This is a genomic window from Dinoroseobacter shibae DFL 12 = DSM 16493 (assembly GCF_000018145.1).
GTDB lineage: Bacteria > Pseudomonadota > Alphaproteobacteria > Rhodobacterales > Rhodobacteraceae > Dinoroseobacter > Dinoroseobacter shibae.
This window is the reverse complement of record NC_009957.1, coordinates 57332-81692: the sequence shown is the minus strand read 5'-3', so window position 1 is coordinate 81692 and position 24361 is coordinate 57332. Positions and strand designations below refer to the sequence as shown.

At 62.2% G+C, this 24361-nt stretch carries 20 protein-coding genes and 1 pseudogene; 13 read left to right on the top strand and 8 right to left on the bottom strand.

The genetic code is table 11. From position 1 onward, the window contains the following. Nucleotides 1–18: 18 nt before the first annotated feature. The 4 genes from DSHI_RS20205 to DSHI_RS20190 all read left to right on the top strand — a co-directional run bounded on the left by DSHI_RS20205 (nt 19) and on the right by DSHI_RS20190 (nt 2332). Complete coding sequence (locus DSHI_RS20205) at nt 19–711, top strand: hypothetical protein (RefSeq protein ID WP_012187356.1); 693 nt, start codon at nt 19–21, stop codon at nt 709–711. Further along, nucleotides 711–1364, top strand: coding sequence for a DUF6927 domain-containing protein (locus DSHI_RS20200; protein WP_012187355.1), 654 nt, complete (start codon nt 711–713; stop codon nt 1362–1364). Before DSHI_RS20205 ends, DSHI_RS20200 begins: the two co-directional genes overlap by 1 nt. Before the next feature lie 126 nt (nt 1365–1490). Then, entirely contained in the window at nt 1491–1817 is a 327-nt protein-coding gene (locus tag DSHI_RS20195; RefSeq protein ID WP_005668772.1) for a type II toxin-antitoxin system PrlF family antitoxin, read from the top strand. Continuing rightward, nucleotides 1814–2332 (top strand): type II toxin-antitoxin system YhaV family toxin, encoded by a 519-nt coding sequence (locus DSHI_RS20190; RefSeq protein ID WP_012187354.1) that lies wholly within the window; start codon nt 1814–1816, stop codon nt 2330–2332. The genes DSHI_RS20195 and DSHI_RS20190 overlap by 4 nt, the downstream gene beginning before the upstream one ends. 321 nt (nt 2333–2653) lie before the next feature. On the opposite strand, the gene DSHI_RS20185 is transcribed toward DSHI_RS20190, so the two are convergent. Further along, nucleotides 2654–3373 (bottom strand): putative quinol monooxygenase, encoded by a 720-nt coding sequence (locus DSHI_RS20185; RefSeq protein WP_012187353.1) that lies wholly within the window; start codon nt 3371–3373, stop codon nt 2654–2656. 156 nt (nt 3374–3529) lie between these two features. Here DSHI_RS20185 and DSHI_RS22015 point away from each other — a divergent pair, with 156 nt between their 5' ends. The 4 genes from DSHI_RS22015 to DSHI_RS20170 all read left to right on the top strand — a co-directional run bounded on the left by DSHI_RS22015 (nt 3530) and on the right by DSHI_RS20170 (nt 10378). Further along, entirely contained in the window at nt 3530–4390 is an 861-nt protein-coding gene (locus DSHI_RS22015) for a LysR family transcriptional regulator (protein WP_012187352.1), read from the top strand. A 376-nt stretch (nt 4391–4766) separates the two neighbouring features. Continuing rightward, the gene (locus tag DSHI_RS22455; protein ID WP_153218031.1) at nt 4767–4913 is read left to right on the top strand and encodes an antitoxin PaaA2 family protein; all 147 of its coding nucleotides are present in this window, start codon (nt 4767–4769) and stop codon (nt 4911–4913) included. Between the two features lie 269 nt (nt 4914–5182). Then, the gene (locus tag DSHI_RS20175) at nt 5183–7693 is read left to right on the top strand and encodes a strawberry notch family protein (RefSeq protein WP_012187351.1); all 2511 of its coding nucleotides are present in this window, start codon (nt 5183–5185) and stop codon (nt 7691–7693) included. 243 nt (nt 7694–7936) lie between these two features. After that, nucleotides 7937–10378, top strand: coding sequence for a TOTE conflict system archaeo-eukaryotic primase domain-containing protein (locus DSHI_RS20170; RefSeq protein WP_012187108.1), 2442 nt, complete (start codon nt 7937–7939; stop codon nt 10376–10378). A 38-nt stretch (nt 10379–10416) separates the two neighbouring features. Here DSHI_RS20170 and DSHI_RS20165 read toward each other — a convergent pair whose 3' ends face one another. From DSHI_RS20165 to DSHI_RS20155, 3 genes are read right to left on the bottom strand one after another with little or no spacing between them, the layout of a single operon-like run. After that, nucleotides 10417–11421 carry a tyrosine-type recombinase/integrase gene (locus DSHI_RS20165; RefSeq protein ID WP_012187107.1) on the bottom strand — a complete coding sequence of 335 codons (1005 nt, stop codon included), beginning with the start codon at nt 11419–11421 and terminating at the stop codon, nt 10417–10419. After that, nucleotides 11418–12329 (bottom strand): tyrosine-type recombinase/integrase, encoded by a 912-nt coding sequence (locus DSHI_RS20160; protein WP_012187106.1) that lies wholly within the window; start codon nt 12327–12329, stop codon nt 11418–11420. The genes DSHI_RS20165 and DSHI_RS20160 overlap by 4 nt, the downstream gene beginning before the upstream one ends. After that, nucleotides 12326–13852, bottom strand: a complete 1527-nt coding sequence (locus DSHI_RS20155; protein WP_012187105.1) for a tyrosine-type recombinase/integrase — start codon at nt 13850–13852, stop codon at nt 12326–12328. The genes DSHI_RS20160 and DSHI_RS20155 overlap by 4 nt, the downstream gene beginning before the upstream one ends. Nucleotides 13853–13976: 124 nt before the next feature. Between DSHI_RS20155 and DSHI_RS20150 the strand changes: the two are divergent. The 5 genes and pseudogenes from DSHI_RS20150 to DSHI_RS20130 form a co-directional block, all read left to right on the top strand. Beyond that, nucleotides 13977–15761, top strand: a pseudogene (locus DSHI_RS20150) (strawberry notch C-terminal domain-containing protein); the annotation flags it as partial. Between the two features lie 121 nt (nt 15762–15882). Continuing rightward, a complete protein-coding gene (locus DSHI_RS20145) occupies nt 15883–16269 on the top strand; it encodes a DUF6878 family protein (RefSeq protein ID WP_012187349.1) in 387 nt (128 codons plus the stop codon). Between the two features lies 1 nt (nt 16270). Next, nucleotides 16271–16732, top strand: a complete 462-nt coding sequence (locus DSHI_RS20140) for a DUF6915 family protein (RefSeq protein ID WP_012187348.1) — start codon at nt 16271–16273, stop codon at nt 16730–16732. 100 nt (nt 16733–16832) lie between these two features. Next, nucleotides 16833–17135 (top strand): hypothetical protein, encoded by a 303-nt coding sequence (locus tag DSHI_RS20135; RefSeq protein WP_012187347.1) that lies wholly within the window; start codon nt 16833–16835, stop codon nt 17133–17135. A 124-nt stretch (nt 17136–17259) separates the two neighbouring features. Continuing rightward, nucleotides 17260–17988, top strand: a complete 729-nt coding sequence (locus DSHI_RS20130) for a DUF736 family protein (protein WP_012187346.1) — start codon at nt 17260–17262, stop codon at nt 17986–17988. Nucleotides 17989–18068: 80 nt separating this feature from the next. On the opposite strand, the gene DSHI_RS20125 is transcribed toward DSHI_RS20130, so the two are convergent. From DSHI_RS20125 to DSHI_RS20110, 4 genes are read right to left on the bottom strand one after another with little or no spacing between them, the layout of a single operon-like run. Continuing rightward, nucleotides 18069–21419, bottom strand: a complete 3351-nt coding sequence (locus DSHI_RS20125) for an error-prone DNA polymerase (protein WP_012187345.1) — start codon at nt 21417–21419, stop codon at nt 18069–18071. Continuing rightward, nucleotides 21416–22915: a Y-family DNA polymerase gene (locus DSHI_RS20120; RefSeq protein ID WP_012187344.1), complete on the bottom strand. Its 1500-nt coding sequence runs from the start codon at nt 22913–22915 to the stop codon at nt 21416–21418. Before DSHI_RS20120 ends, DSHI_RS20125 begins: the two co-directional genes overlap by 4 nt. Continuing rightward, entirely contained in the window at nt 22842–23429 is a 588-nt protein-coding gene (locus DSHI_RS20115) for an ImuA family protein (protein ID WP_012187343.1), read from the bottom strand. The genes DSHI_RS20120 and DSHI_RS20115 overlap by 74 nt, the downstream gene beginning before the upstream one ends. Then, complete coding sequence (locus tag DSHI_RS20110) at nt 23419–24099, bottom strand: SOS response-associated peptidase (protein ID WP_012187342.1); 681 nt, start codon at nt 24097–24099, stop codon at nt 23419–23421. The genes DSHI_RS20115 and DSHI_RS20110 overlap by 11 nt, the downstream gene beginning before the upstream one ends. Between the last annotated feature and the right edge of the window lie 262 nt (nt 24100–24361).

Sequence of the window (24361 nt, the reverse complement as noted above, 5' to 3'; positions counted from 1 at the left end):
CAACCGAAAGACATCTCCATGGCTATTCTCAAGTTCTCTGCTTCTGCAGTTGCGGCGCAGATCGCCCATGCGCGCGCCTGCAAGACGTTCCTCCCAAATTGGAACGGACCGGTGGACAGGCCCGCTCTGATCCTCATCGTCGGCAATGGCGTGCATCTGCGCTCGAACGGTATTGATGGCACGACCACCCGCATCGTCACCACTGAGCAGGCCGATCCCTCCTTCGCTTTCGCCCACGGCATGAACCCGTTTCGCGACACCGACTGGATGGCGCAGCGCCGCATGGCGTTTCGCGATCTGACCGGCCAGTTCTATACCGACATCCTCGACGACGTGCAGGTGCTCATCGACCGGGGGCAGGGGGCGATCCGGCTCGCCACCGATGGCCACAGCATCCGCGTCTTCGTGCGCCGGGCTTCGGACTATCTGATCGGCGGGACCTACGAAGTGCCCTCGGGCCTTGGAGGCACCTTCCGGGTCATCCTCAAGGATGCCTGCGATACCTTCGCGATTGTGCAGAACTGCGGCAATTCGGCGTTTTGGGAATACCAAGTTGATGAAGCAGCACCAATGTCCCGAGAGCGCGAAGCGTGGCAGGGTATTGGTGCTTCAGCTTATTCCCATAATCGCTGCGAGGATTTCGACGCCATGCAGCCCTACCGCGTGCCTCTCGATGCGCTGATGGAAATCGATGACCGGAGGGCAGCATAATGGGTTGGCTCTTCTACACCGATTGCCGCGTCAAATCCTACGCGGATGAGAAGGCGGAGATTGCCCGGCTCTGCACCTTTGAGAGCGACAGGCGCAAAACCGAACTGGTCAAAGCCTGCAAGGTCGGCTCGACCTGGTATGCGGCGGCAAGGGTCACTAGCCTCGACGGCACCCCTGTCGAGGGCACGACCTATATCACCGATCCTGACGGCTCGATCACCTTCGGCGCTGTCTTCCTCACCCGATACGATGACGGCTGCTGGGGCTACAAGGACATGGAAGAAAGCGCCGGCCCCGTCGAGTCCCGCGCGCCGCTCAGCCTTCTGGCGCTTCTCTCCGACCTGAAAGACCCTGACAGCTACGCCCATGCCTGGCGCCAGCGTTGCCGGGACTGGGCTGCGATCCCGGACTACGAGGAAGGCGACAAGATCAGGCTCGCGGCCCCTGTGACGCTCACCGATGGCAGCACCTGCCAGATCGTCACGGCGACCCACTACAGGCGGGGGCGGCAAAAACGCCGCTGCTACCGCATTGAGGAAACCGGCGTGCTCGTGCGGCTCTCTAGGGCCTCGCTTGCGGGCTCGGAGCTGCTCAGTTCCGCGAAAGGTGCTGCCAGCCCGGTGCTGGCGGAGTTCCTGGCGAGGCGAAATTAGGTCCTGCGCCGGACGGGTCATCGACCTGCCCGGCGACAGCAGATCCTGCGGCTTATCTTGACATGGCAATGCAAATGCATTACCTAGCGCAAGCAGCAAAGACCCCCATTCTTTCAGGAGACTGCCATGACAGCCCTCGCACAAGATGTCTCGAAGCTCACGGATCGGTATCAGACGACCGTGCCGGCGGGTGTGCGCAAGCAGCTCAAGCTGGGCAAGGGCGACCAGATTCGTTACTGCACCGAGCCGAGTGGCAGGGTCTATATCGAGCCCGTGCGCAGCGACGAGGAAGATCCCGTGCTAGGAGCCTTTCTCGATTTTGTCGAGGCCGATATCAAGGCGCATCCGGACCGCATTCGGGCGTTCGATGGGGCTTTGCATGACCGTCTTGCAGCACTGGTCGGAGACGTTGACGTCGATCTCGATGCGCCGCTATCGCTCGAGGATGAATGAGCGGCGATAGCGTGCCCGCCCAAGCGCCCCTTGTCGTAAACGGATGGTCGATTTATGCGCATCCGCTCTTTCTGGATCAGCTCGAAGGGCTGATTGAAGAGGTCGAGGCGCGTAAGGCACGCGATCCTAAGACCTGGCGCAAGAAAAACCCGACGAAACGGCTGGCCGCCATCTTCAAGCTGGTCACCGAGGCCATACCGGTAGATCCGGGTGCCGCCGCCTTTCGGCAAGGCGGCACACTCGGCGATCACCGCAAGCACTGGTTCCGTGCGAAATTCTTCCAGCAGTATCGGCTGTTCTATCGGTTCAACAGCGATGCGAAGGTCATCGTGGTGGCCTGGGTGAACGACGACAAGACCCTGCGCGCCTACGGCAGCAAGACGGATGCCTATGCGACGTTCAAAGGGATGTTGGAAGATGGCAATCCACCTGACAATTTTGACGCGCTCTTGAAAGAAGCAGCGGCGGCGAACAAGCGGTTCGAGACGTCCCTTGAAGCGGCGCCCGATCGGTAAGTGGGGTCGAATGCCCGAGGGGCGGAATCCCACGCTAAGGCTGCCAGTGAGTGGGCATTATGCGTTTCAATCGCCGTCATACTTGGGCCAAGTGAAATAGGCGACATTGGTGTGTCATATGGCTGGTACGATGAAATTCTCAGAAGTCCCTCCCTATCCGTACACCTGCCGTTCGCTGCATCGTGTGCGAACTGGTAAGATGCGGGACAAAGCGCTAATTCGCTGCAGTTACTCGAACGGCCGCTTCACGGTGAATCTAAATTCGTTCGGCAAAGCGCCTGATGCGTTGCACCAGGCGCCTCTTGTTCCTGTCACATCTCGTTACTTGATGGCGAGGATGTCGAAGTTGTGGACGTTAGCGACCACACCGTCGTCCCACCCGCCAGCGACCAACTCAGCTGCCCGTTCGTTCAGCAGCCCGGCGACTTGACCGGCAAAGTGTGCTTCACGGCCAGCATTGTTGGTGAAGATGTCGAAGATTGCGAAGGATGTTTCGTCAATCTGCAGCGCCGCCCAGAACAATGTGCCGGGTTCGGTTTCTCCGACGATGGGACCAGCTGCGGTCAGCAAGGCTGCCAATTCCGGCCCTCTGCCGGGTGCTGCTTCGAGCGTGATGTACGTGGCTGTCGTGGCCGAGTAGAGATCAACCGGTTCCCTCACCGACAGGACATCGGAATTGTTGATATTCGCGACAACACCATCGTCCCAGCCCCCGGCGACCAGCGCGTCGGCATTTTGGTTCAAAGCCGCGGCCACAGCGCCGGAGAAATGCGCATTGCGCGCTTCTTCATCCACGAAGATATCAAAGATCGCGAGCGTATCGTCGTCTTGTAAGGCAAACCAAAGCACGGTGCCTGGTTCGGTGTCCGCGACAATCGGGGCGGCTCCGGCCAGAAATTCGGCGAATGCTTCGGTCTGGCCTTCAGCGGCGGGCATGGCGATGTAGCTGGCAGTGTGATTTTCCATTGGGGTTTCCTGTGCGGCTGCAGATGTCGTGATCAAGGCCAAAGCGGCGAGTGTCTTGAGAATTTGGGCTTTCATGGTCGCCTCCTGATTGATAGGTTGTTGTGTTTGGTTTCGATGCACCCTTTTCTCATGCCGAATGCCTCAGGCACCAATCCCGAACTTCTATTCTTTGATAGACATGTGCTATGGTGAACCTCATGGCGGAAAGTGACGGAGACTGTGGCAGTGGAGATGAACCAGATCAGGTATTTTTTGGCTGTCTGCCAGCATCGCAACTTCACCCATGCCGCCAGTGCCTCAAATGTTTCCCAACCGTCCTTGACGACCGCGATCAAGAAACTTGAACACGAGCTCGGGGGTGATCTGTTTGTCAGGGACCGCGCGGGATGCAGGTTGACGGCACTCGGAAAGCTAATGCAGCCAAGGCTACAGAAAGCGCATGACGAAACGCAGGCAGCTAAGGCAGAAGCCGTCCGCCACACGCGACTAGAGCGGGTTCCTATTTCTGTCGGTGTTGGCGAAACGATTGGTCACAACCGGATTTCAGCCGCCGTGGAACGCTTCCGTACACGATTGCCGCAGGCCGAAATAGAGTTGATCGTGGCGTCTACCTCCAAGCTTCTGGCCGGATTGCGAGAGGGTGAATTTGACGTCGTTGTCACAGCGGCAACTGTCAGTGAAAACCTCTATCGAATAGACCAGCTCTATGACGAGGCCTATAAGGTTGTGGTGTCCAAGTCGCACCCGTTGTCTGGACGAAACGCTATTTCTCTTTCGACACTCGCTGAAACTGACATGCTCGATCGACCCAATTGCGAAATGCGCGATGCGTTGCATCGGGCATGTGCAGACCAAGGTCACGAACTCTACGCGGCCTATCGGTCAAATCGCGTGGATTGGTTAGTCGAACTCGCGCGGCAGGGATTAGGCGCGGTGATTTTGCCAACCACGGCAATTCCAGCAGATAGGGACCTCGTTTCGATACTCATCGACGGCCTTGAAATTTCGCGAACTGTTTCTGCTCTTCGTTATCGGCACCAAACGACGAGACCAGAGACAAATGATCTGATCCGTGAGATTGCGCGTGTGTAGGCGTAGTCTCATTGATGGCCGACATTCGCGCATAGTGCAGTAACTGGTACTTTCGGCTCGTTTGAGACCTTCGCGGCATCCCGCCCCAACGTCGGCAATGGTGTGAAGGGGCGTCTGTGCGCAGATGTTTTGGTCATCCCCATAATGTAGAGATCTCAAGAGTCTTATCGTCCGGGAAGTTTTGCTGTAACGTTCGATCATCGCGTGAACGGGGAATCCGAGTTGAAACAGCCTTCAGACCGCAAACAGGCTTGCGACAAAGTCAATCTGTCCAAGGTCCATTCTCCCTACCGCCGATCTCGGGTCGCTCTGAGCGTTGCAGCTATGCCGAGAGACCTAGGCGAGCTTCTGGATAGGCGCCTCGAGGACCATCGCCGTGACCGGTGAGATGACGTCCCATGATGCCTGGTTTCGGTCCAAGGTGAAGGAGGCACTGAATGACCAGCAGGCCGCGACACCGCATTCCAACGTGATGAACCTTGTGCAGGCGGTGATTGATGAGAAGCGCCGCCAACAGTCTTGAACAGTGCGTTCTGTTCTTACCTGGTACCTTCGTGCGTTTCGGGGTGTTTTGGTGGGTTGCCGCCGCTTCTTCTGTCAAAAAATTGTTTGCCGATCGGCTGCGTGACTTAGCCTTTGATTCCGACAAGGGCGGGTCGCGCTCGTGATCTGAAATTCTGCACTCACTCTCGTTGCCCAACCTCCGTCATAGCTTTCGGCGGAAACCCCAAAAAGTGTAGAGCGGGCTTTTTGTCCTTTGGAACTCAGACCCTGTTCCAAAGGAAAATCCCCATGGCCAAGCCCAAGACGGCGAACCCGACTTTTTCAATCTCCGACGCTGCTCTCATCTCTGCCCTCGCGCAGATCGGCCAGGAGGTCGACCACCAACCCCTGCGCAGTTCAGCGCTCGCGCGCATCATGCGCGAGACGTTTCATGGCAGCGATGCTGGCGGCGTCTGGGAGTGGCGCATGGCCTACGACCTGAAGCAGGCCGCCGCCATCCAGGTGCTGCTGCGTGGGGACGGCGCGGCATGTGACATCGCCACCGCAAAGCTGCTTGCCTCGCGGCTGCTGACGGAAACGCGACGGTCAGAGCAGCAGATCCGGCTGCAGCAGTTTTCCACGCCGTTGCCTTTCGCGGCAATGGCCGTGCGGGCGGCAGCCATTCGCAAGGGCGAGACCGTTCTGGAGCCCTCGGCTGGCACCGGCGCCTTGGCCGCTTTCGCCGCCCGGGCCGGTGCCACGCTTTTGCTCAATGAAATCGACCCCTTTCGCCAGAGCCTATTGCGCGCGGTCTTTGGCGGCGATGTGACGGGCCATGACGGTGAGCATATTGACGATCTGCTGCAGACGCCGGTTCTGCCCGACGTCGTGGTGATGAATCCGCCCTTCGCTTCCTCGGTCGATCGCTCGCGAGACAAGCACATCGCCGCCAAGCATCTCATTGCGGCAGCGAAGCGTCTCGCGCCCGGTGGGCGGCTGGTGGCGATCATGCCGCCAGGATTCACGCCCGAACGCGATACCGCGCATTGGTCCCGCGCCTGCGGTCTCCTGACGCCGCGCTTGGCGCTGACGATGCCGGGACAGGTCTATCGCAAACTCGGCACCTCTGTGGAAACCCAGCTCATGGTCTTCGACAAGGTGCAGGAAGACGGCGAGATGATCCGCGCCAGTGTTCGGGACTTGGATGAAGCCCTTCCTTTTGTCGACGCCGTGGCCGCAACCCGGCCCGAGATGCGCCCCGTACAAAGGGCAGTGGCGATCCCTCACGGGCGACCGACCGTTCCATCCTCTGCCCCGCGTAAGACCGCCGCTGCGCCTGTCGCCGCCTCCAAACCTCAGGCGAATGCCGTTGTCCAGCTCAGTATCAAAAGCCTTGAGGCTCCGCGCGACAACACGCCTGTCTCGGACATCTATGCGCGTTACCGCCCTCAGCGCATCGAGATCGCGGACGCGCAGGAACATCCCACGCCGCTCGTCGAGAGCATCGCCATGGCCTCTGTCGCGCCACCCGAACCTTCGGGTGCCGCCGGTTCGGAATTGCGTCTGCCCGCACGATTGATCAAGGAGGGACATCTCTCCGAGGCACAGCTCGAGACCATCATCATGGCCAATGATGCCCATGGGCGTAACCTGCCAGGACGGTTCACCATCGATGACGATCAGACCAAGCTGACGCGCGCCGACGATGACCCCGACGCACGGGCCTATCGCCTCGGCTATTTCCTCGGCGACGGCACCGGCTGCGGCAAGGGCCGCGAATGCGCGGGGCTCATCCTCGTGAACTGGCTGGCCGGGCGCAGAAAGGCGATCTGGGTCTCCAAATCCGCCACGCTGATCGAGGACGCGATCCGCGACTGGATCGATCTTGGCGGCTCGCCCGCCGACATCCAGCCGCTCTCCAAATGGAAACCTGACCAGCCCATCCCGATGGGCGACGGCATCCTGTTCGTGACCTACGCCACGCTGCGCTCGGCGGGCAAATGCGGCACCACGCGGCTGAGCCAGATCCTTGACTGGATGGGCGAGGATTTCGACGGTGTCCTCGCTTTTGATGAGGCCCATGCCATGCAGAACGCGGCGGGGTCCGAGCAGGGCAGGGGCGTCAAACCCTCCCAGCAGGGCCTTGCGGGCCTCCGGCTGCAACTGGCAGCACCCCGCGCTCGCGTCTTCTACATCTCGGCCACGGGTGCCACGAGCGTGCACAACCTAGCCTATGCCGCGCGGCTGGGGCTCTGGGGGCAGGGCCCCGAATACCCCTTCCCAAGCCGCGAGAGCTTCGTTTCTGCGATGGAAGCCGGCGGTGTCGCTGCCATGGAGGTGGTCGCGCGCGATCTCAAGACGCTCGGGCTCTACACGGCCCGCGCCCTCAGCTTCGACGGCGTGGAGTATGACGTGCTCGAACACGCGCTCACCCCGGCCCAGATCGAGATCTACGACGCCTATGCGGGTGCGTTTCGCACCATCCACCACAATCTCGAAGCCGCGCTGACGGCGACCGGCGTCAACGACGCCTCTGGCGAGACCAATGCCTCGGCCGCACGCGCCTCGGCCAAGTCCCGCTTCGAGAGCACGAAACAGCGCTTCTTCAACCATCTCCTGATGGGGATGAAAGCCCCAAGCATTATCCGCGCCATCGAGGACGACCTGGCAACGGGCCACGCGTGCGTCATCCAGGTGGTCTCGACAGGCGAAAGCCTGTTGAAGCGGCGGCTTGAGACGATGGACGCAGAAGATGAGCTCGTCGAGGGGGCCTTGACGCCGCGCGACTACGTCTTATCCAAAGCTTTGGATAACACGTAATATGCCGCGTCACCGTTATGCGGAGTTTTGGGTTTCAAGCTGTTGTTATGACGATTCATTTTTGGGTTTCCGCTTTGGATAATCATGATGCCTCTGCTCTTAACCGCAGAAGGACATCCCCCATGAACTCCCCCTCGAACTCTCCGCTCGGCGGTCCCGCCGACGAGCGGCCGGACCTGCTTACGCTTGTCGCTTTCGCGCTTTATGCTGGACTGGGCGGAAAGGTTTGGGTGGAAATCGCAAGTGGCGGACAGAAGCGACATTGAGGCGGAGTTGGCGCGGGTTCGAGCCCGTCTGGCCGATCTGGATGTCGAACGAGCGCAGCTTCAGCGTGAAGTTGCAGCGCTTGAGGCTCGCCTTGCTGCAGAGCACGTGCCGGCAGTGAGACAACCCTCATTCGAGAACGCCCCGGTTACGAATGCTTCACCGTCGCACCAAAAGGTCGAGCTGTTCCGCCGCCTGTTCGCCGGTCGGCCTGACGTGTTCCCAGTGCGGTGGGAAAACAGAAAAACTGACCGCTCGGGGTATTCGCCCTCCTGCGCCAACGAGTGGGTGAAGGGGATTTGTGGCAAGCCAAAGGTCAAATGCGGCCAGTGTCCCCATCAGAAGTTTATCCCGCCGGATGAAGGTGTCATTGAGAGACACCTGCGCGGCGACGATGGTCGGGGCGGGGATTTTGTCGCCGGCGTCTATCCGCTCCTGCTCGGTGACACATGCTGGTTCCTGGCGGCGGATTTTGACAAGGCATCCTGGGCGGAGGACGCCAACGCGCTGCTCGAAACCTGCCGAGTGAAGGGAGTGCCCGCAGCGTTGGAACGGTCGAGGTCGGGCAACGGGGGGCATGTCTGGATATTCTTCTCCGAACCGGTCTCGGCCCGTCTGGCGCGCCAGCTTGGATCGGTCCTGATCACGGAAACGATGGAACGGCGGCCAGAAATCGGCTTTGCTTCCTATGACCGGTTGTTTCCAAATCAGGATATCATGCCGCTCGGCGGCTTCGGCAACCTGATCGCACTGCCGCTTCAGAACACAGCGCGCAAAGCTGAAAACAGCGTCTTTGTCGATGCTAGCCTGCGGCCATATGACGATCAGTGGGCCTATTTGTCTTCCTTGCCGCGATTGTCGGCGGCAGCAGTGACCCAGCTCGTCGAAGCCGCCGAGCTTTCCGGGCGAGTGCTGGGTGTGCGCATGCCGGTAGAAGATGAGCAGGCGGACGAACCGTGGAAAATGCCTCCGTCACGCCGCAGTACGCCGCGACGCCTCGATGTACCTGTTCCGACAACCATCAAGGTGACGGTCGCAGACCAAATCTATATCGACCGTTCGGACTTACCTTCGGCCATGATTGCGCAATTGGTGCGGTTGGCGGCGTTCCAGAATCCCGAATTCTATCGCGCGCAGGCCATGCGACTGCCAACATTCGGCAAGCCACGCATCGTGTCCTGCGCCGAACTGCATCCCCGACACGTTGCCCTGCCCCGCGGTAGCTTCGACGAAGCGATCAGATTCCTGTCTGATCACGGTGCGACAGCCGATCTGGACGATTTGCGTGTAGACGGAGCTCGTTTGCCGGAGACGGTCTGCTTCGATGGCCAACTTCGCCAGCAGCAATCACGAGCGTTTGACGCATTGGCCGAACACGATACCGGCGTGCTTGCCGCCACGACTGCATTCGGCAAGACAGTGGTAGCCTCGGCACTGATTGCGCACCGCGCTCGCAATACGCTGGTCTTGGTTCACCGCCGGGAATTGCTGAACCAATGGGTCGAACGGCTTGGCTCATTTTTGCAGATCGATCCCAAGCTGATAGGCACCATCGGCGCCGGAAAACGCAAACTCACCGGTGTGATCGATGTAGCGTTGATTCAGAGTCTGGTTCGGAAGGGCGAAGTTGACGATATCGTTGCCGATTATGGCCATCTTGTCGTCGATGAATGCCATCACCTGTCCGCTGCGAGCTTTGAGCTTGTCGCCCGCAGATCGAAAGCGCGCTATGTCGCCGGGTTGTCGGCGACGGTCGCTCGAAAGGACGGACATCATCCGATCATCTTCATGCAATGTGGCCCGGTGCGCCATCAGGTGAGCGCCAAATCGCAGGCAGCCGAAAGCGGACTGCGCCATCGAGCGCGGGAACGTCACACGAGATTCCGGCTGCCAGAACCCCTCGCCATGGCCGAGCGCCCGTCAATGCCCGCGATCTATGCCGCTCTGGCGGAGGACGAGGCCCGAAACGATCTGATCTTCGACGACGTGCTGAAATCATTGGAGGCCAAACGCTCACCGATCATACTAACCGAGCGGAAGGATCACCTCGAGCACCTTCATCAGCGGTTCTCCCGATTTGCGAAGAACATCGTCGTGCTCCGTGGCGGCATGTCCGCAAAGGACCGGAAGGCCGCGCATGCGGCGCTGAATGTGGATGACGATGAGGAACGGCTGATCCTCGCGACAGGGCGCTATATCGGCGAAGGCTTCGATGACGCGCGGCTCGACACCCTGTTCCTGACGATGCCGATCGCATGGAAGGGAACGCTGGCGCAATATGTCGGCAGGTTGCACCGCCGACATGACGACAAGAAGGACGTGTTGGTGGTCGACTATGTAGACAGTTCGGTCCCGGTCCTCGCCAGAATGGCGGCCAAAAGAAGAACCGGTTACCGGGCTCTCGGCTATGTGATGGAATAGCGCCCCACAGAGGGCGGGACGCCATTTTACCGCAAAGGTCAAGCACGTTGCGCGGCGACGGCTAGGATCTGCATCAGCTTGTCCGACGGCTCCCGGAACTTGCCTGGTTGGATCAGAGGTGCGTGGTGCGCCTCCAGAAGCGCTAGCTTCTCGGTCGGGTCCGCGCGCAGATACATCTCGGTCGTCTGGATGCTGGCATGGCCAAGCCAGAGCGCGACCTTGCGGATATCACCGGTGGCCTGAAGCGTGTGCATGGCGCAGCTGTGCCGCAACACATGCGGAGTGACCTGCTTTGCGGCAATCGATGGCGTCGAGCGCTCGGCTGTCGCCACATGTTGCCTTAGCCGATATGCAAATCCGTCCCGCGTCATTCGGCGCCCATCACGGTTCAGGAACAGTTCCGGGCCTACTCGACCGGGCCTGACGGCCAACCACGCGCGAATGGCACATTGAGTCTCCTTCCAGAGCGGCAGCACACGCTCCCGGCGCCCCTTGCCCAATATCCGTACGTTGGAAAACGACCCGTCGGGAAAATCGTCCATCCGCACAGCCAGAAGTTCGGACGCTCTCAACCCTGCGGCATAGGTCAGATGCAGCATGGCGCGGTCCCGCAATCCGCCTGGCGTGTGGCGGTTCGGCGCGGCAAGCAAGGCGCGGACTTCTTCCTTTGTAAGATAATCGATCAGCTTGGCGTCTGTTCGCTTGGTCGGCATGGCCCGGATCATCATCGCCTGCTCAAGGCAGGCCGGTTGGCGATGTTCGACGAAACGGAAAAACGATTTAATCGCCGCCAGTCGCGCATTGCGGGACCGGACGGAATTGGCGCGTCCTTCTTCGATATGTTCGAGGAACGCCCTGATCGTCTGAATGTCCAGGTCTTCAATGAAAAGTTCCGATGGGGTTCGCTTGACCCGCCCTGTGACAAACCGCAGCAAGAGGGTGAACGCACAGGCATAGGCTGCGATGGTATGTCGGCTTGCGCCGCATTCATGGGGAAGATGGGTTTGCAGGAAGGCTGAAAGGTCGGGGGCGAGCGGGGTCATGCCGCACCTCCGATCCAGGTCTCCTCGGCGGTTGCCGCAATCATCTTCAGAAGAACCGGCGTAGCCTCAAGGTACCAGTAGGTGTTGGCAATATCGACATGGCCGAGGTAGGTGCTCAGAGCCTTCATGTGCCGCAACACTGCCTGCGGGTTGTTCCCACAGGCCTCAAGGGATCGCACGGCGAAGGTGTGGCGCAGATCGTGAAGCCGGGGGCCGGGCCCTGTCGGATTGCGGTACCCAAGCTTCCGGACGATCCGAACGAAGACCACATGGGCCCGTGTTTTTGTCGGGGCATGACCATGACCAAGAACGAAGAGATCGTCGTTCGCGTTACGCACGGCCGCGCGGGCTTCGAGATATCGTTCCAGCGCGGCACGGGTCGAAAAATGTATTGGCACGAGACGACTCTTGCCAAACTTGCCGCTCCGGACCATGAGGCCCTCCGCCGTAAGATCGTCGCACTGAAGGGACAATGCCTCCGAAATCCGCAAGCCCGTCGAAGCGAGCAGCCCGAACAGGTTATGATAAGTCAGCGGGCTGATCGGTGTCAGGCCGGGCACCAGAAGCGCTTCATGCATGATCCGACTGATTTGGTCCCGCGTCAGAATATGGGGAGCGGGCCGCCTCCGTCGTGACCGACCCAGCAGCCCCATCGCAGGTATCTCGTGCCGTGAATCTTCCGCGTGCAGGAACACCGCAAATGCGCGGGCGCGATCAAACCGCGCCTGCGCAGCATAAGGCGTCGCGGCGCCGCCGGCCCATTCCAGTATCAGCGCTGCCGTCAGATGCGTGATGGATCGCTCCGCAGCGAAATCCGCGAAGGCGCGCAAGGATGTCTCCTGTGCGGCGAACTTCTTTCCGAGTGTGCGGTTGAGTTGGACGAAGCGGTCTACATGGTGATGTATCATGACGCGTCTCCCGGCCACGGCTGAGCCACTTCTTCCAGCATCCCAACATCGACCTTAGCGTAGATCGCGGTCGTATCGCGCGAGGTGTGGCGCAGCGCTGCACCGATCAGGTCAAGGTCCGCACCGCCACGCAGCCAGGCGGAGGCCAGTGAATGACGAAAGACATGCGAACCAGTCGGCAAGTCGGTAAAACCTCCCCGGCTCAGGACGCGGGAAACGATCCCGGCGATCTCGGCAGAGGATCGCAGCGGGGTGAAAGGAGCCTGGACTCGGAGAAAGACCCTGTTCGACGCGACCACTGGACGCGCATCTTCGATATAGACCAGCAGCGCATCGCCTACATCCTGCGGCAGCGGCATCATAACGCCACGCCTGCCCTTGCCGTGCAATCGCAACCGACTCGTGCGCCAGTCGATATCTGACAGGTGCAACTGCCAGATGTCTCCCGCGCGCAAGGCCAACCGGGCGAGGAGGAGAAGTATTGCGCGGTCTCGGATCTCAACCGGCGTATCGGTGCGACAGGAGGCAAGGATCTCTTCGATCTTCGCCGTGGGGATCGTGCGGGGGACTGTAGAAAGCTTGCGCCGAACAGCAGATGGCACCGCATGCAGAAGCGACGGGGCGCATGCGCCTTGGACGATCGTAAAGCGCAGGAAGGCTCGCAACACGGTGACCGTCTTGCGCACAGATGATTGGGACCGTTCTTCACCTTGATCCAATATGATCGAACGGATGGCCGCCGCATCGTAATCCTCCGGCGTTGCCCCCAGGCTGTCCAGCCAGCGGCCCACTTCGTTCAAATAGCGCCGTACGGTCTCGGGTGCCACCCCGCGCTCGCGGCGCAACCATTCCGAAAAGCTGATCAGACGCGGGTCTTCTGCGGAGACGTCGTCAGGTGCTTGGGGCGGGAGCAGACCTTCGTCGATCAGGTGCCGGACAAGCGCATGGGCACCTCGCTTACGGTTCTTATAGTGAGACGCCAGAACCCTGTTGCCATGCTTGGTCATCTCCCCGCATCGGCATTCGTGCCACGCGAACTGATCGATGGTTCCTTCACCGATTGCGGTCAACGGGACTCGCTGTTGTAGGACCCATTCAGCAAAATGGGCGGCATGGCTGAGCAATGATGCGCGCGATACCTCGCTGTAGCCAGCGCTCTCGAGCTTCTTGGCAAAGGCCTCCAGGTGCTGTCTTAGCCGGGCAGTGTCATTTGGGATCGCAACTATGCCGGTGTCTTCGAGATATCGAAAAAACCGGCGAGTATAGGTGGCATACATCGGGCTCCGCAACTGATTGGGGCTGTAGCGACCGCAGCGGCAGTGGTGACGAAGAAAACTGTCTACAACCGACGCGTCGAGGTCACGGACAGAGACTTTCCGTGCCTGCGCCCACTTCAGAAAATGGCGGGCTGCGCTCAGCGCACCCTGGGAAAGCCCGGGATTGTCGGCGTGGTACGTGTCGACCAGAGCGAGGTTGTCAGCGCGGTCGCGCGCACGGCGTTGAGAGTTCGAGGGGGAGTTCATGAGGGGATGTCCTTCTGCGGTTGAGAGCAGAGGCATCATGATTATCCAAAGCGGAAACCCAAAAATGAATCGTCATAACAACAGCTTGAAACCCAAAACTCCGCATAACGGTGACGCGGCATATTATGTTCTGGGCTATCTCGAACAAGCCTTCCCAATCCATGCACAAAAGCTCGTGGAGATCGACGGTAACATGGTCGCGGAACCCTTGCGGGATGAGACCGGCGCGCTGGTCGTCTCGCGCGAGGCGCTCGCTCTGCGTGACGCGGCCATGATGGAGTTGATGACGCTGGCCCCGATCCCCTCGGCGCTCGACCAGATCCTCTGGGCCTTTGGCGACGAGGCCGTCGCTGAAGTCACGGGCCGGTCCATCCGGCCCCTCAAGGCCGAGGATGGCCACCTCTTCATCGAGAAACGCGCCGCCAGCAGCAATTCGTCTGAGACCCAAGCCTTCATGGACGGCGAGAAGGATATCCTGATCTTCTCCGACGCGGGCGGTACGGGCCGGTCCTATCACGCGGCGCAAACGGCGAAGAACCAGAAACGGCGGCGGCACTATCTTCTGGAGCCCGGCTGGCGCGCGGATGCGGCCATCCAGGGGCTGGGCCGCACGCATCGCTCTGCCCAGGTCAGCGCGCCGTTCTTCCGTGTCTGCACCTCCGATGTGCATGGCGAGAAACGCTTCACGTCGACGATTGCCAAACGCCTCGACCAGCTGGGGGCCTTGACCAAGGGTCAGCGCGAGACCGGCTCGCAGGGCATGTTCCGCGAGGAGGACAATCTCGAAAGCCCGATCGCACGGGCGGCGCTGCGTGGGTATTTCGCCGATCTTGCCGCCGGACGCGCTGAGGCGATGAGCTACGAGAGCTTCACCGACTGGACGGCCCTGCGGCTGATCGACAAGGACTGGGTGCTCCTTGAGGAGCTTCCCCCGATCCAGCGGTTTCTGAACCGGGTTCTGGCCCTTCCCATCCACATGCAGAACGCGCTCTTTGCCGAGTTCATGCGCCGGATCGCTGATCAGTCTGAGCGCGCGCGCGCGGCCGGCACGCTCGATCTCGGCGTGGAAACTCTGCGTGGCGAAAAGATCGAACAGGTATCCACAGAGGATCTCTGGACCTGCCCGAAATCCGGCGCCGTGACGCGGATCATTGGACTTGAAGTCACCGACCCGGTCCATGTGCTTTCGGCGGATGACGCCCTGTCGCGCAATTTCGATAAGCTGCCGATGGTCAACCGCGCGTCGGGTCGCGCGGCGCTCATCTCGGCGCGGCCAATGCAGATGTATGACGAGGACACTGTCACGCTGATGCGCAAGGCGGTGCGGCCAAACGGGTCGAGCTATCTCGAAGAGGCACGGTTTGAGTCCTCGGCTTGGGAAGAGATCGGCAAGCCTGAGTTTGCAAGGCTTTGGGATGAAGAGGCCGCGTCCCTGCCGAAAACCACCACGACCAAGCTCTACCTGCTGACCGGGCTGCTGTTGCCGATCTGGAAGGACATTCCGACCACGAATGAACGCATCTACAGGGTCACGCCTGACGGGGCGACGGCCATGATCGGGCGCACGTTGAGCGAAGAAGGGGCGGCCGCGCTCCGCGCCCGCTTCCTTGTCTCCAACCCGCAAACGCCACAGGAGATGTTGACCGCCGCCCTCGGCACCACCGCACCTGTTGATCTGGGCCGGGGTCTGACCCTGACCCGTCGCCGGGTCGCAGGCGAGATGCGCCTTGAGTTGTGCGGCGTTGACAGGGGCATGATTGATGGCCTCAAGGCCCTCGGCTGCTTCACCGAGATCATCGCCTTCCAGCTACGGGTGTTCCTGCCGCATGGGGACGGGATCGACACGGGAAGCATTCTGGCCCGGATCGTGGGGCAGGAAGTCGCCATGACGTCAGAACAAGCCGCCTGAAAAGTCAAAGCGGGCTTCCGGTCGGGCGGCGTGGATCGGGATTTGGCCGATCTGCGCTTTCCGGGCGCGCGCTGACCAATGCCAGGCCCGGCCCCCCAAATTCAGATAAGAGGACAGACCCATGACCAATCCCCAGATCGACTATGCCGCAATGGCGGCTCAGTGGCGTGCAGAGCGCGAAACCACTCTGAAGGCATCCCGAGCGGAGCTGCTTGCGCAACTACGCGCGCTTGGCATCAGCGAGGTCACCGCCGAATACGAAGGCTATGGCGATTCCGGCAATGTCGAGGATGTGACGGTGCAGCCTGCAGAGGTCCAACTGCCGGAGCCGCTTGCCACCGAGGTGGGCGACTTCGCCTGGTCGCTCGCCTATCACCATCACCCGGGGTTCGAAAACAACGAGGGCGGCTACGGCACGCTGACCTGGGACATAGCAGCCGACAGCATCACGCTCGATCATGCGGACCGCTACGTTGAATGCTCGCATAGCTATGACGAGGGGCTGTGAGATGGCGCATCCGCTTCATCATGCCGAAAGCTCGGCCCGGAAATTCGGCGGGGTGCCGTCTGACTATCAGGCTGTGCACGATTGGTTTGACGCCTCGAAAGAGCATCTCGCGCTCTTCACGCACCGAGCCATGCGCCACCACGCTCAAGGCCTGTTCGAGGCCGAACGTGTCTTCGGCCTGACCCTGACCAATAGCGCAGGTCGAGAGATCCCCGTGCGCTGGATCGGCGAGCAGCATGTCCGCGAAGACTGTCAGGGACGCATTCCGAGCATGGCGGACTGGCTTCGACGGATCCAGCCTGAGCCATGGATGGCAAATGGCCACATCGACCGGCATGTCGGCAATGAGCCCTGCGGCGACCCAAGGGTTGCCTGGGCCTCCGAGGTCGCCGCCGGAAGAACGGTTCTTGGCCTGAAGGATTGGATGGCGGCGCGCGCGACGCAAGCCACGCAAAGCGCCTGACAGCTCTTGGCCGTTTGCCAAACGAATACTGCATGGAAGCCCGGTTGGAAGATCGGGCTTCTTGCGTCGTTTCCCCACCATTCTTCTTGAGGAGGATCGCATGACACTCGAAGACATCAAGGCGGCCGTCGATGCCGGCCAGACCGTGCATTGGGCCAATACCGGCTACGTTGTCCACAAGGACCGGCTTGGGCAGTACCTGATCACCTATGTGCCGAACGGCAGCTGCATCGGTCTGACCGACCGGAGCGGGCACCGGTTGAACGGCAAAGAAGCGGAGTTCTTCATCGCGCGATCGGAGGACGGCGCGGAAAATCCGGGCAGCCAATCAAGACCAGACGGGCAGGAGGGGGGCGTAGCATCCGGAGGCGCGGGGGCACTCCCACTCGGACGGCAGATCTGACCCGTGGGCGGGACTGAAAGGAAAGCAGGCTTTCTGATTTGTGATCCCTCAAGGGGTCGAGAAAGCAATCCCGGATGCGTTGGCAAAAACGTCAGGCACCGGCCAATCCAAAAGGAACCATCCCATGTTCGCAGGAACCCTTACCCGCAATGTCGAGACCGCAGCCGCCGAATACACCGGCATGATCCATTCGACGCGCTTTGACATCGCCATCCAGCTCGAGGCACGGGCCAAGATGTCCGAACGCAGCCCGGATTACGACGTGACGGCGGTCAACAAGTCTGGCCGCAAGGTGCGCATCGGTACGGCCTGGAACGAGACCGGCACGACCAGCGGCAATCCCTACATCTCGATGCAGATCGATGTCGGTTTGGGCCCGTTCCGCGTCAATGCCGTGCAGACGAAGGAAGCGCGCACAGCCCAGAGCGGCGAATTCGAGATCATCCCGCTGGTCTCGAACGGCCTGATGAAATCCGGCTCGATCTCGGGCGAGCTCACCGCCATGGACGCCGACAACGCCTTCACCGGCTACATCGCCAACATGATGTTCGATCTGGAGTTCATGCTGATCGAGAACAGCTACAAGACCGAGGAGACCCACCCCGATTACCGCATCGAAGTCAGCTCGCCCCGGGGCACGCCGATCCGCGTCGGCTCGGCCTGGATGGCCAAGAGCAGCCGCACGGGCAATGACTACCTGTCGCTGCTGATCAACACGCCTGATGGCGACCTGCGTGTCAACGCCGTCCAGAACGAAGAACAGCGCGGTGGCCAGACTTTCTCGATCATTCCGTTCATCGACAGCGGTGATCAAGCGCACGATGCGGGCGCGGGGCTGTCGCTGGTCGCGTGACCTTGGTACGAGGCTTGAACATCTGAGTTGCAAGGGGAGCCGTGGTACCACGGCTCCCCTTTTCCTGCGTTCAAGAGGTACTAGTGAAAATCCCGGCTCGGAAACAGCTTCTTGGCCTGCTCACGCGGATGCCGGGCGGTTGATCCGCCGCCACTACTTGCGGGTTGGTGCGCTGCCTCAGCCTGACGATCACCTGCGTCGGTGGCCGGCCGCCCGAGGCTTGAGAGCATCGGCGAGATGTCTTCGATCCGCTCGGCAATCACATGAACGACCTGCCCCTCGCGTTCAATCCTGCCGGTGACCCGTAGCAGACGCCCTGCGATCACCGCCTTGCGGAAGGCCTCGTAAACCCGGCTCCAGACCACCACGTTGGACACGCCGGTCTCATCCTCCAGCGTCAGAAAGATGACACCAGACGCGGTACCCGGCCGTTGCCGCGTGATCACGAGACCCGTTACGGTGACCCGTCCGGTCGCCCGGTCCAGCCGTTCATGCGGCAGGCTTTCCGGCAGGCGCGGTCGGAGCAGTTCCATAGGATGGGCGCGCAGAGAAAGCCGCAGTGCCAGGTAGTCCTCAATCACCTCCTGGCCCAGCGTCATCGCCGGCAGCGCAACCTCCGGTTCCGCCCCGCCTTCACCATCGGCCCCGAAAAGGGGCAGGGGATTTGGCCCTCGCAATGCCCGGGCGGCCCATAGCGCATCGCGCCGATTGAGACCGAGCGAGGCGAAGGCATCCCCTTCTGCCAACCGTTCCAGTGCATCGGGCCTGACCCCGGCCCGGCGCCAGAGGCCCTCAACATCGGGGTAGCCATTGCCGCGGGCGGCCTCAATCCAGTTCGCATCCTCCTCCCGCATCCCCTTGATCTGCCGAAACCCGAGCCGCAGCGCCAGCGCCCCGTCACCGCGCGGCTCCAGGGTGCAGTCCCAGGCCGAATGATTGACCGAGATGGCCCGGATCTCGACGCCATGCTCACGCGCGTCGCGAACCAGCTGAGCCGGGGCGTAGAAGCCCATCGGCTGGCTGTTCAGCAGGGCGCAGGTGAACACGGCCGGATGGTGCCGCTTCAGCCAGGCCGAGATATAGACCAGCCGCGCGAAACTCGCCGCATGGCTTTCGGGGAAGCCATAGCTGCCGAAGCCTTCGATCTGGGCGAAGCAACGTTCTGCGAACCCCGCCTCATAGCTGCGGGCCAACATGCCCGATATGAACCGTTCGCGGAACGCGCCGATCGTGCCCATCCGCTTGAAGGTTGCGAGCGACCGGCGCAGCCGGTCGGCCTCGGCCGCCGAAAAGCCGGCCGCGACCACCGCGATCTGCATGGCCTGCTCCTGGAAGAGGGGGACACCATAGGTCCGGCCTAGTACTTCCATCATGGCAGGACCGAGGTCTTCGACCTTCTCCTTGCCCTGACGGCGGTTGATGAAGGGATGAACCATGCCGCCCTGGATCGGACCGGGGCGGACGATCGCGACCTCGCAGACCAGATCGTAGAATTTTCGCGGCTGCATGCGCGGCAAGAAGTTCAGCTGTGCCCGGCTCTCGACCTGGAAGACCCCGACCGCATCCGCCTTGCAGAGCATGTCATAGACCACCGGGTCCTCAGGCGGCACATTGGCGAGGGTCAGCTGCAGGTGACGGTGATCGTCCAGCAGCCCGAAGGCCTTCCGGATGCAAGTCAACATGCCGAGCGCCAACACATCGACCTTCAGGAGCCCAAGCGCGTCGATATCGTCCTTGTCCCATTCGATGACCGTGCGATCTTCCATTGCCGCGTTCTCGATGGGGCAGAGCTCGTCGAGTCGGCCATGGGTGATGACAAAGCCGCCGACATGTTGGCTCAGATGCCGGGGAAACCCGATGATCTCACCGATCAGTTTCGCCGCCAGCGCCACGCGCCCGTCTGCCGGATCGATTCCGGCGTCGCGCATCCGATCTTCTCCTGGTGCGCTGGACGACCAGCCCCAGATCTGCCCCGACAGCCGGGCGACTACGTCCTGGCTCAGTCCCATCACCTTGCCGACCTCGCGGATCGCGGCGCGTGAACGGAAATGGATCACGGTCGCAGTCAGCCCGGCGCGATGCCGGCCATATTGCTCGTAGATCCATTGGATCACTTCCTCGCGCCGCTCGTGCTCGAAATCCACGTCGATATCAGGCGGCTCACCGCGTTCCTTCGAGATGAAGCGTTCGAAGATCAGGGTGATGCTCTCGGGGGGCACTTCGGTGACGCCGAGCAGGTAGCAGACGACCGAGTTGGCGGCCGACCCGCGGCCCTGGCAGAGAATGCCCTTCGAGCGCGCGAAAGCCACGATGTCATGGACCGTCAGGAAATACGGTGCATAGCCCATCTCGCCGATGAGCTTCAGTTCCTTGTCGACCCGCGTGACGATCCGGGCCGGCGGCCCCTCGGGATAGCGCCAGTGCAGCCCCTCCCGCGACAATCGTTCGAGCCGCGCCTGCGCGGGTTCGCCGTCTCGCGCCTCGTCGGGATACTGATAGCGCAGATCGTCCAGCCGGAAAGCGCAGCGGTCGGCGATCTCCAGTGTCCGCCGGATCGCCGCCGGATAGCGATGGAACATCCGCGCCATCTCGGCCGGGGATTTGAGCCGGTGCTCGCCATTGGTCAGCCGGCGCTCCCCGATCGTGTCGATCGTGCAGCCCTCGCGCAGGCAGGTCAGGACATCGGCGAGCGGACGCCTGGACGAGCGATGCATCATCACCTCGCCGAGGGCCACGAGCGGCAGGCCGGTGTCCTGGGCGATCCGGGCCAGCTGGTCGAGGCGGGTTGGGTCTCGCCCGTCATAGCGGGGGGCCGCGCCAAGAAAGCACTGGCCGGGGAAGATGCGCAGCATATGCCGCAGGTCGCTTAAAGATGCCCGGGCCGGGTGCTCCATTGGGTCAGGCGGCAGCGCGATCAGCACCATGCCCTCGCCCCAATCCAACAGATCCTTGCGCGTCAGATGGCATTCGCCTTTCGTGGCCCGCCGCTTGCCGAGGGACAGGAGCCGGGTCAGCCGCGACCAGGCCGCGATGTCGGCGGGTAGGGCGAGCCAGTCGACCGGGCTGTCGGTCAGCACGATCCGGGCGCCAGGGATCAGCTTCGGCAACACCATGTCCGGCGGAATTCGGGGCGCATCGCCTGCCGGCATGTGCTGCATCGTCTGGCGGCTGGAATGATCGGTCACTTGCCGGGATCGGACCACTGGTCCGGCCTCGGCCCCGTCGCTCGCTGCACGGGCCTCCTCGCGCAGTCGGGCCAGCTCTTTCAGGGCCGAGAAGGCCCGCACCACGCCTGCCACCGAGTTGCGGTCGGTGATGGCGATGGCCTTCAGACCCAGTTCGGCAGCCCGCGTGACCAGCTCCTCAGGATGCGAGGCGCCGGTCAGGAAGGTGAAATTGCTCGTCACGCAGAGCTCCGCATAACCGGTCATGCGAACTCTCCCTGCGCGAACCAGCTCTGCGCGGGCCAGGCCGGCGCCTGTGGCGTGTGGTAGAGCCAGAGCCGTGCGCCCTCGCGGGTCTCCACCCGCCAGTAATCGCGCAGACCCGAGCGCCAGGCCGGATCGTCGAACCACCATTCCGGCGCGATCCGCTCCGGCCCGTCCGCACGCAGGGTAGTGAAAGACATGCGCCGCCAGGCGAACCGGGCTGGAGGATGTCCGGGCTGGCCCAGCCCCTTCGTGGTGACCGGCTCAGACGGAAAGATGATGATCGGCCGATCCGGTCCACGATGCGGTGGCGGAGGTTCCGCCGCGCTGTAGGCGGCGGGTGTCACGAGAAAACTCCGCTCGGGGATCTTGCTGGTGGCAGGCAGGAGCCGCAGGACCCGGTCGAAGCCCAGCCGGTTGCCGAGCCGGGAGAAGAGGTCGGCCAGCGCGTCCTCGCGGGCTATCGTTCGGGGTCCGCCGATCTGCTCGGGTGGCAAGTCCTCGGTCACATGGGCGACGAGGCGCATCGCCTCGATCCCGAACCCGGCTTCGACCTCCGATACGCCTTTCTTGAAGAGGGCCGCAATGCGCTCGGGATCGCGCATCGGCCGGGCCAGCCCAATCTCGACCTGCGCGGTCTCCCGGTCGACCCGGTGCAGTTCGAGCCGCAGCCGCCGTGCGCCACGATGATGTTGGGCCAGTGTGCTGCACAGCCGGTCGAGCAGGCGTGCAAGGCCCGACATGACATCGGCCTCAAGACCGATGGGGTCCGGCATCGTCATCCGCACCCCGAAATACGGCGCGTCCGCCTCCGGGGAGACCGGCTCAGGCTGAAGGCCGAGCGCCTGATCGAGCCGCAGCACGAGCCCCGGGCCGAACCGACGCGCGAGCGGCGCCCGCGGCAGATCGGTGAGATCGCCGATCCTGTTCAGCCCCATCCGGGCGAGTCCCTCGGCCACATCGCTACCGATCCTCAACGCCGAGACGGGCAGGCGCGCGATACCCTCCTTCGCCGCGCCCTCTGGCAGGATGCCGCCGCCATGGCGGGCGAGCGCCTGGGCTGCGCCACGGGTTTCGGCGATGGCGCTCGAGAGAGTCAGGCCGACCCGTTCCAGCCGCGCATGAAGGTCGCCCCGCATTTCGGCCTCGCCGCCGAAGAGATGTGGCACGCCGGAGATATCGGCGATAAGCCCGCCCGGGCCGTCCCGCGCCACCATCGGGGAATAACGCCCTGCCCACCGTCTGAGGCCTGCCAGTGCCGCCGCTTCCCGTGCAAGATCGGCCGGTCGCGTGATCAACTCAGGGCAGATGGCGCGGGCATCGGCCGCCGCCATGCCGGGATGCAATCCGCGCATCTCGGCGGCCTGGTTCAGACAATGCACATGTTCGGCATTCCCTGACCTGTGGATCAGGGCGAACGGTCCCTCAACGGGACGTCTCCGCAGACTCGTGTCGCTTGCCAGCCGCGGAAACCGGATGGACAGCAGCCGTCTTGCCATTCCAATGCACAGTCCAGGTTCTCAATGTTCCCTTTTTGTTCTTACTAAGGGCCCATTGATGCAGAGTCGAGTCCCGTCGTTCCGACGCATTCGGTGCGCAATGCCACCGCGTTTCGGCTGCATTGCTGCCCTGGCCTTCGCGGATCAGCATGAGTCCGGTGGTTCGACCGGCTTCCGCGGCCAGCTGCAGGCGTCGCCCGGCGATCAGGGAGAGGGGCTTTTCCGGCTCCGCGATCACCAGTCCGACCCCTTCGGATCGTAGCGCTTCCTCGGTGGCCCAGAGCAGGTCGGTCTCATTCGCGGGACGGATGAGATGCAGCCGCTCCCCGACGCCTTCGGGCAGACCCCGGAGCATTGGCTGGTGCGGGGCATGCCCGGGAATGATCCAGATCAGGGCCTCGGTATGTCGGGCGGCCTGCAGCAATGCGAAGCTGCGCCGGCCTGGACCTTCGGCCTCATGGACCCGGTGCCGGGCCAGGGCAAAGAGTTCGCTCGGAGCCGGATCAAACCGCATCCTCGCGCACCCCCTCGGCAACGATCTTCAGCCTCCCGTCCGGGAGGGGACGCTGGAGCTTCAGGGCCTCCTCGGCCGGCGCGGTCAGCCAGTGCCGCCATTCCTCGGGCTGCGTGAGGATGACGGGCATGGCTTTGGGGTGGATCGGCGCAACTTCGGCATTGGGCGGGCAGGTCAGGAAACCGAAGATCTCCGCTGTCACCTCGCCTTCCTTCAGCTTGCGCACCGAGGTCCATTCCGTCCGCAGCCCGGCGAAGAAGGCGAGCGGCCGATCCTCGTCCAAAGCGAACCAGACCGGCGAATTGCGCGGCGCACCCCGGCGCCCGTCGATTTCCGAAAAACTGGTGAAGGGCACGAGGCAACGATGTTCGACACCGAGCCAGCGCCGCCAATGGGGAGAGCCGACATTGCGGATATTGGTGACACCCTTGTCGGTGCGCTTGCCTTCGAGAAACTTCGCAGGGGTCGGCATGCCCCAACGGGCCATGGCCAGCTGCCACGCTGCGCTTTCACCATGTCGAATGATCGGTGCCGGATAATCGGGCCAGATACCAGGTTGAGGCGGCAGGTTCCCGGTGCTGTCTACAAGTTCCTCATTCTCCCCGAGCATGTCGTTAAACAGGTGGCGCATCGCGTCCTGGCTTTTGGTCTGGGAGTAGAGATTGCACATCTGTCGTACGCTTGGGAATCGAAATGGGGATTTAATCGAGAACAATGGCAGAACACAGATCGTCTGAAAAGTGTGACTTTTTCTCAACGATGCAGTTTTGGGGTAACGTGTGCCTGCCAAGAAAGTTCACGCTCAATCGCTTTAAACAAACGCGACCAATACCTCCCCCGCTCGGCTGCGCGTGTCGCAGGGGAGAACGGCCCTTCGGTCCGTCGCGCATTCGGCCATGCGGCCTCACCGCGGCGTCGCACCCAGGCCCCCG